Source organism: Nonomuraea composti, assembly GCF_012034275.1.
GTDB classification, from domain to species: Bacteria; Actinomycetota; Actinomycetes; order Streptosporangiales; family Streptosporangiaceae; genus Nonomuraea; species Nonomuraea composti.
The window spans coordinates 1-7,690 of sequence record NZ_JAATEP010000117.1 but is presented as its reverse complement, the minus strand read 5'-3'; the positions used below and the strand labels follow the sequence as shown (position 1 = coordinate 7,690).

Genomic DNA, 7,690 nt, shown 5'->3' with positions numbered 1-7,690 from the left:
GATCAACGGTCGGGCGGGGCTGAGGCGGTGGGGGCCTCAGCCCCGTTCTCATGCCCGGAGGTCCGTGCTCAGCGCTCGCCCTGCCGCACGCCGGCGCGCCACACGCCGGCGATGGCGCGGGTGGCGGTGATGTCGGTGGTCGGGTCGCCGTCCACGAGCAGCAGGTCGGCACGCAGCCCGGGCGCGATCCGGCCCCGGTCGGCGAGCCCGAAGCAGCGCGCGGTGACGCTGGTCGCGGCGGCCAGCGCCTGCTCGGGCGTGAGGCCCGCCTCCGTCAGGAGCAGCAGCTCGCGGTGGAAGGCCGCCCCGTGCACCGGCCCGAACGAGGTCGCGTCCGTGCCCGCCAGCACCGGCACGCCGGCCCGCAGCAGCGCGGCCGCGGCGTGCGCGGCGTTGACCACGCCCGCCGGGTGCATGGGGATGTCACCGAGCTCCGGACCGCCGGGATTCTGATGGAAGGTGGCTTTCGCGCGGTCCGACATCCGTGCGGCGATCCGCGGGTCCCGCAGCAGCTCGGCGCCACCGGTGCCGCCGGTGACCGCCTCGATGTAGACGATCGTGCTGACGACGAACGCCCCGTACGAGGCGATCCTGGCCGCGGTCTCCTCGGCCGCCTCCGCCGGCACGTCGGAGTAGAGGTGCGCCAGCCCGTCCACCCCGGCGTCCAGCGCGACGAGCGCCTCCCTGGCGGTCACGGTGTGGGCGATGACCTTGAGCCCGGCGGCGTGCCCGGCCTCCACCAGGACGGCGGCGAGCTCGGGGCTGAGGACGGGCAGGCTCAGGCCGGACGCGGAGCCGTCATCGACGGCGATCTTCAGGTAGTCGGCGCCCTCCGCGAGCCGGGCCTCGACGAACGCCTTCGCCTGCCCGGCGTCGGCGACCGTATCCAGCCCGGAGTCGCTGCCGAGGGCGCGCAGCAGGTCGGGGGTCATGATCTGGGTGGGGTGCCCGCCGGGCGCGGTGGCGATCATGCCGGAGCCGCGCAGGTCCGCGACGTCGTCGCGCTCGGCGGCCAGGCGGCGCTGGGCGGCGAGGATGGGCGGCAGGTTGTTCAGGTCCAGCTCCGTGGTGACGCCGAATCTGAGCGCTTCGGCCAGGTCGCCGTCGAAGGCGTGCGTGTGGGCGTCGATGAGGCCGGGCAGCAGGGTCCTGCCGGTGCCGTCCACCTCCACGTCGGCTTTCAGGTCTCCGGGTTCGGCGATGCGGTCGCCGTCGATCAGCACGTCGGTGCCGGGCACGGTCCGCTCGCCGTCGAAGACGCGGACGTTCCGGATCAGGGTACGCATGGTTCTCCCCAGGCGGAGTAGTTTGATGTCGAACTAGCTATAGACCGAATAGTACGACATCAAACTACCGGGAGGGGTCGCCGCCCGGCGCGGGCGGCGACCCCGAAAGGGGGATCAGTGGGAGAACGCCTGGAACTCCGCCGCCCTGACGTGTTCCCTGGCCGGGCTGGCCGTCGCGCAGTCCGTCGCCGAGTTCGGGTCGTTGTCCTGCTCGCCGGCGTAGCGCGGGTTGCCGGTGCACTGCGTGGTCAGCGCCCGCAGCATCAGGTGCGTGGCGCTGGTGGCGCGCACGTCGAACGACTTGATGAGCATGTCGGCGCCCCGTGGCCGGGGCAGCGTGGCGTCGAACGCGTCCGCCCTGCTGGTGTAGATCTTCGTGAAGCTCGCCGGGTCGGCGCAGTTCGCGCTGCAGGCCAGCACCTCGAACGAGCGCAGGCTGGAGAAGCGGTTCTGCGTGCCCGGGTCGGCCGCGTCGGTGCCGGGCCGCAGCATGGCGCTCACCTGCACCCTGCGGATCTTGACCGGCTCGTCGCCCGCGAGGTCCACCACGACCGACTTGCCGGCCGGCGCGCCGGTGCGGGAGGCCCAGTTCGTGGCCTCGGTCTCGTCGATCAGCCGGGCCTGGTTGACGCCGTCGCCCGTCGCGGTCGCGCCGCTCGCCGCCGAGGCGTGGTTGCGCGACAGGGCCAGCGGGAGCGGCAGCCGCACGCCGGGGACGACCGCGTACTTCAGCCGCTTGTGACCGAAGCCGGCGCCCACGACGAGGAAGTCGTACAGGCCGGGGGTCATCTCGACCGTGTCGCCGAGCTCGGTCGCCGGGTCGGTGTCGGCGACCGGGACGGCGCGGCCCTCGTAGTCGCCCACGTACAGCCGCAGCGCCGCGCCCTTCGCCTCCCCCAGCGGCTTGAGCTGCAGGGAGCCGTTCCGGCCCGCCGGGTTGACGAAGCTCGGCACCGGGTCGGCGTCGCCGGGCCCGTTGCTCGTCGCGCCCTCACCCAAGCCGTGCTCGGCGAACGCGCGCCACATGATGTCCTGGTTCGCGCCGCCGAAGCGGATCGCGTCGGCGGCCAGCAGCGCGTCACGGTGATCGACGTAGTCGACCGCGCCCGAGGCCATCAGCAGCAGCGCGTCGAACGAGAGCTGCGCCCAGCGCCGGTTGCCCGGGCACTTGTCCACGGGCGTCTTCCCCTCGGCGCACGAGCGCTGCAGCCTGGCCGTGCCCTGGCCGTACCGCTTGACGAAGCCCGCCCGCACGTCGAACTGCGTGGCCGACCAGATCTCGCCGTCCGCGTGCACCTGCGTGCCGACGATGTCGTAGCCGAGGTCGCTGTAGTTGAGCGGCGACTTCGACATGTCGTAGTTCCTGATGCCGCGCGACCGGTCCCCGGTGACGTAGCCGCCCGTCACGTACGGGGTGTCGCCCGCCGGGCGGGTGCCGTACTCGAAGAGCTGCTCCATGGAGAACAGGTCGGAGGTGCTCTCGTTCATGGCCCCGGCCTGGGCGCCGCTCCAGCCGGCATTCGGCCCGCCGATCATGCGGCCGGAGATGGCGTGCGTGTACTCGTGGCCGATGACCGACATGTCGTAGTCGCCGTCCACGCAGGGCGAGTAGAACGCTCCGGCGATCGGCTGCCACAGGTACATGTTCGTGATCGGCGCCACCCCGTCGGGCCCGGTGATCTGGTTGGCGTTGTCGCGGACGGACAGCACCCGCGCCCCCGCCTGGGCGTTGCCCTGCTCGGGGTCGTTGCCGAGGCCGCCGCGCCCGCCGTTGTCGGCCTGCATGTTCCAGGCGGTCTCGGTGAAGCCGAGGCGGTACGACCAGTCGTGCATGCGGTTGTGCATGGCGTTCAGGTTGGCGATGGCGGCTTCGAGGTCGGCCTCGCCCGGCTGGTCGAACACGGCCGGGTCGCACTTGGCCTCGTGCCAGGTGTTCTTCCACGGGTAGACGTAGTTCCTGCTCGGCGTGGGCACGTTCGAGCGGGTGCCGACCGTGAACGGGTCGCCGCTGGCCCGGTTCTCGAACGTCCTGGCCGCGTTGCCGAAGCTGGTGAACGTGGGCTCGTTCGTCACGTGGTCGACGTCCCACGGCTTGCCGGCCGCCGGGTCGCCGCCGATCACGTAGTCGCAGCCGGCGGCGGGCGCCTGGCACCAGATCTGGCGGGTGTCCTTGGCGGAGTAGTCGCCGGACGGGTTGGCCGGGAAGGCCGCCCAGCGCGGGTTGTCCGGGTCGAAGTCGTGGTCGACGAGGTTCTCGCGGGTGATGACGGCGCCGGTGACCGCGTCCACGTGCGTGGTGTAGCCCGCCTCGGCGCCCTGAGCCCCGCCGATCAGCACCACCTGGTACGCGCTGTGCACGCCGTCGGGCGCGGGCACCGCCACCGGCGTGGCCTGCTTGGTGATCGCCGAGGCGAGGTCGATGCCGCCGTCCCTGGCCGCGACCTCCATGGCCTGCTGCGCGGTGAGGCGGGCGGCGGGCGGCGCCTCGGTGGAGCGTGACAGGGAGGAGGTGACGTGCCTGACCTGGCCGCCGGACACGCCGATGGCGACGAGGCCGTCCACGCCGGCCGGCAGGTCGCCGAAGCGCTGCCGCAGCAGCACGGCGGCGCCGGCGCCGATCGGGTTGACCGCGACCGTCTCCAGCGCGTCCACGGCCTCGGCCGTCAGCCCGAAGACGGCCTGGTTGTCCTTCAGATAGGCGCGCGCCGCCTGCACGGGGTCGCTGCCCAGGCCCTCGGCGAGCGGTTCGGCGCCGACGATGGCGGCCGGGGTGCCGAGAGCGTTCCAGCGGATCTTGCCGGTGGATCCGGCGAGGCGCAGGCCGGCCGGGGGCGGCACCCGGCCCTGCCGGTGGTCCACATCCGGCTTGCCGGAATTCTCCGCCTGGAAGTCGTGGAGCTCGGGGGCCTGCCCGCCGGGTTCGCCCCGGGCGGCCCCCGCGAGGGGCAGGACCGACGCTGTGAGCGCGGTGACGATGAGCGTGCTGCGTAACCAGGACGTGGTCGACACGTTTTCCCTCCTGCGTGCCAGGGATGCGCAGGTTTCGCGCATCTCGCAAGAGGTAACACCGGTTTCTAGGGCTGACAAGATCTTGTAAAACCGGAAATATCAGCGTATAAGCCGAAGATAAGTGGCCGAGGGCATGCTCGAAGAGGTCGGTCAGCGCCGGGCGGCGCGCCGCGATGAGCGCGTCCGCGTCGGGGTGCTCCAGCACGAACGTGACGATCGCCCTGGTCGTGTGCTTGCGGTTGGCGTGCAGCCGCCGCACCGCGAGCAGCGCCGTGATGGCGTACGCGGGCGGCAGCCCGAACATGAGCGCCCTGGTCGCCTTGGCCAGCGTGGCGCGGGTGCCGGCGCCGAGGCCGTCCTGCGCGGCGGCGAGCGTCTCCAGCAGCACCCGGGCGCGCTGCCACGGGAGCGTGCCGGGCACCAGCGCGAGCAGCGCGTAACCCTCGGGGTCGCTCAGCCGGGCGCGCCGGTGGAGCTCCACGTCGTCCCATACCGGCTCGCCGCCCCTGGGCAGCTCCAGCGGCACATCATGTGTCCGGAAATGGGTGAGAAGAGTTGGGGTGTCCACGGAATTCGAGTTCAAGAATGACGAATGAGAAAGGACACCGATTTTTCCGGCGCCGCGTATTAACAAGGGCCTGCTTTCAGAATGCGGCGGCGTTTCCGCGCGCGGCGAGCGCGCGGACGGCGAAGTCGATGGTGGCGGCCAGCCGCTCGGGGTCGTGACCGGCGCGCTCGCGCACGCGCAGGCCGAGCACGGTGGTGAAGAGCAGGTCCACGGCGGCGTCCACGTCGAGGTCGGCGGGCAGCTCGCCGTCGCGGCAGCCGCGCCGCAGCACCGCTTCGAGCGCCGTCCTGGTGACGTCGAACGCCGCTTCGGTGCGCCGCCGGATGTCGGGGTCGTCGGCGCCGAGCTCGGTGGCGGTGTTGACGACGAGGCAGCCGCGCCCGGCCTCGTCGCCGACCATGCAGATCAGCCACTCGCGCAGGACCTCGCGCACCGGCCCTGACCGCTCCAGCAGCTCTTCCGCCTGGGAGGTCTCGGTGGCCCGGTAGTGGTCGAGGGCGCGCAGGAAGAGGCCGCGCTTGTCGTGGAAGGTGCGATAGAGGCTGCTCTGGGTGAGCCGCAGCTCGGTGCCCAGGTCCCGGACGGAGGTGGCGGTGTAGCCGCGCCGCCAGAACAGCTCGGTCGCCCTGGCCACCACGTCCTGCTCGTCGAACTCCCTCGGCCGTGCCATGGCAGCCACCCTACCGCAGTTGTGGAGCGATCGCTCCCATACTAGGGTGAGCCGCCATACGGGAGCGATCGCTCCCAAATAGCTGGTGAGGAGACCTCATGACGACGACCCGTACCACGGAGCCGGACGCCCCACCCAGGAGCCGCTGGGCGGCGGTGGTCATGGTGACCGTGGCGACGTTCCTGGTGGTGACCGCCGAGCAGCTGCCCATCGGGCTGCTCACCTCCGTCGGCAGCGCGCTGTCGGTCTCGGAGGGCACAGCGGGGCTGATGGTGACGCTGCCCAGCCTCATCGCCGCCGTCGCGGCGCCCGTGGTGCCCGTGCTGGCCGGGCGGATGGACCGGCGGCTGCTGCTGATCGGGCTGGTCGCGCTGACCGCGCTCGCCGGTCTGTGCTCCGCCCTCGCGCCGACGTACCCGCTGCTGCTGGCCGCCCGCGCGGTGGTCGGCGTGGCGATCGGCGGGTTCTGGGCCATCGCCGGCGGGCTGGCCGTGCGGCTCGTCGCCCCGGCGCACGTGCCGCGCGCCACGGCGCTCATCTTCGGCGGCGTCGGCACCGCGAACGTGCTCGGCGTCCCCATCGGCACCGTGATCGGCGAGCTGGCCGGCTGGCGCGCGGCGTTCGGGGCGCTCGGCGGGCTCGGGCTCGCCGCCTTCCTCGGGCTGCTCGCGATCCTGCCGCCGCTGGCCGCCACCCGGCCGGTCGGGCTGCGCCACCTCGCCGACCAGCTCCGCAACCCCGGCGTGCGGGCCGGGATCGTGGCCACGTTCCTCATCGTGGTCGGGCACTTCGCGGCCTACACCTACATCAGCCCCGTGCTGCAGGACCTGTCGGGGATCGGCGCGGCGCTCGTCGGGCCGCTGCTGTTCGGCTTCGGGCTGGCGGGCATCGCGGGCAACTTCGCGGCGGGCGCGGCGGTGGCGCGCCGGCCGCACCGGACGGTGCTCGTCATCGTCGCCGCCCTGGCCCTGATCGTGCTGCTCTACCCGCTGGTCGGCGGCACGCCCGCCGGGGGGATCGTGCTGCTGGCCGGGTGGGGGCTGGCGTTCGGCGGGGTGTCGGTCAGCCTGCAGACCTGGATGATCAAGGCGGCGCCGCAGGCGGTGGAGGCCGCCTCGGCGCTGTGGGTGGCGGTGTTCAACCTCGCGATCGGGCTCGGCTCGCTGGCCGGCGGCACGATCGTGAACGCCGTCACGCTCCGGGGCGACCTGTGGGCGGCGGGCGGCCTCCTCGTCCTGGCCGGGGCGGCGGTGTGGACCGCCCGCCGGAACCCTAGCCTGAGGTAATGACGGCGGGCTCCACCACTTCCCCGCCACCGGCCGCCTGGGACGCACCTGCCCCGGCCGCCTGAGACGCTTCGGCCCCGGCGGCCTGCGTGAGCCCGGCCCCGGCCACCGCCTGTGGGGCCACGCGGTCGGCCCAGGGGGCGATGACCTCCGCCAGGCTCGGGAGCTGGGACTCCAGCACGGCCAGGCCGGGGGTGGGCACGGTGGCTCCCAGCTCCACCAGCAGCGGGCGCAGGTGCACCTCCACCGCCAGCGCGTGCTTGGCGTCCCCCATCACGAGCAGCGGCAGCGCCGCCTTGCCCGCGAGCGCCTGCGGCGGCAGCCGGTCGAGGAACGCCTTGAGCAGCCCCGTGTACGTGCCCTTGTAGGTGGGGCTGGCCACCACCAGCACGCTCGCCTCCCGCACCAGCTCCAGCGCGACCTCCACCTGCGGAGACGCGCCGGGCGCGAGCAGGTGCGGCCCGAGCGCCGCCAGGTCCACCACCTCGTACGGCTCCGCCCCGCCGGCTCCCCGGCCGGACCCGTGGCCGGCCCGCTCCAGCCGCCGCCCGACGGCGCGGGCCGCCTCGACGGCCACGGTCAGCGTCCTGGAGCCTTCCCTCGGGTTGCCGACCAGCGCGACGACGCTCATCGGGCCACCCCCAGCCGGCCCCACGCCCAGCGCCTCTCGGCCGCCTCGCCCGTCTCGTCCGGCACCCAGTCCTCCTCGGCCTCGTCGTCGGGCAGGTCGTACCAGTGGACGTCGCCCTCGTACTCGCGCCACTCAGCCATGGTCAGGCCGCCACCTTTCGTCCCCGTGCCGCCGCGATCGCGTCGCGCAGCAGCCGTCCCACGTGCCGGCGCGGGTTGCCCGCGCGGGCGCGCACGTCCA

At 73.4% G+C, this 7,690-nt stretch carries 7 protein-coding genes; 2 read left to right on the top strand and 5 right to left on the bottom strand.

The annotated features are described in order from the left end of the window. Positions 1 to 68: 68 nt before the first annotated feature. Positions 69 to 1,286 (bottom strand): amidohydrolase family protein, encoded by a 1,218-nt coding sequence (locus HCN51_RS57220; RefSeq protein WP_168022153.1) that lies wholly within the window; start codon positions 1,284 to 1,286, stop codon positions 69 to 71. Between the two features lie 114 nt (positions 1,287 to 1,400). Continuing rightward, positions 1,401 to 4,295 carry a M36 family metallopeptidase gene (locus tag HCN51_RS57215; RefSeq protein WP_346434190.1) on the bottom strand — a complete coding sequence of 965 codons (2,895 nt, stop codon included), beginning with the start codon at positions 4,293 to 4,295 and terminating at the stop codon, positions 1,401 to 1,403. A gap of 173 nt (positions 4,296 to 4,468) precedes the next feature. On the opposite strand from HCN51_RS57215, the gene HCN51_RS57210 reads away from it, so the two are divergent. Beyond that, the gene (locus tag HCN51_RS57210; protein ID WP_168022151.1) at positions 4,469 to 4,735 is read left to right on the top strand and encodes a hypothetical protein; all 267 of its coding nucleotides are present in this window, start codon (positions 4,469 to 4,471) and stop codon (positions 4,733 to 4,735) included. Between the two features lie 204 nt (positions 4,736 to 4,939). Here HCN51_RS57210 and HCN51_RS57205 read toward each other — a convergent pair whose 3' ends face one another. Beyond that, positions 4,940 to 5,533 carry a TetR/AcrR family transcriptional regulator gene (locus HCN51_RS57205; protein WP_168022150.1) on the bottom strand — a complete coding sequence of 198 codons (594 nt, stop codon included), beginning with the start codon at positions 5,531 to 5,533 and terminating at the stop codon, positions 4,940 to 4,942. Positions 5,534 to 5,631: 98 nt separating this feature from the next. Between HCN51_RS57205 and HCN51_RS57200 the strand changes: the two genes are divergently transcribed. Then, positions 5,632 to 6,819 (top strand): MFS transporter, encoded by a 1,188-nt coding sequence (locus HCN51_RS57200; RefSeq protein ID WP_168022149.1) that lies wholly within the window; start codon positions 5,632 to 5,634, stop codon positions 6,817 to 6,819. Here the strand turns inward: HCN51_RS57200 and HCN51_RS57195 are convergent. Together HCN51_RS57195 and HCN51_RS57190 are read right to left on the bottom strand one after the other, a co-directional pair. Continuing rightward, positions 6,806 to 7,450 (bottom strand): NADPH-dependent FMN reductase, encoded by a 645-nt coding sequence (locus HCN51_RS57195; RefSeq protein WP_168022148.1) that lies wholly within the window; start codon positions 7,448 to 7,450, stop codon positions 6,806 to 6,808. The two genes, HCN51_RS57200 and HCN51_RS57195, sit on opposite strands and share 14 nt — an antisense overlap. Then, positions 7,447 to 7,590 (bottom strand): hypothetical protein, encoded by a 144-nt coding sequence (locus tag HCN51_RS57190; RefSeq protein ID WP_168022147.1) that lies wholly within the window; start codon positions 7,588 to 7,590, stop codon positions 7,447 to 7,449. Before HCN51_RS57190 ends, HCN51_RS57195 begins: the two co-directional genes overlap by 4 nt. Positions 7,591 to 7,690: the final 100 nt, after the last annotated feature.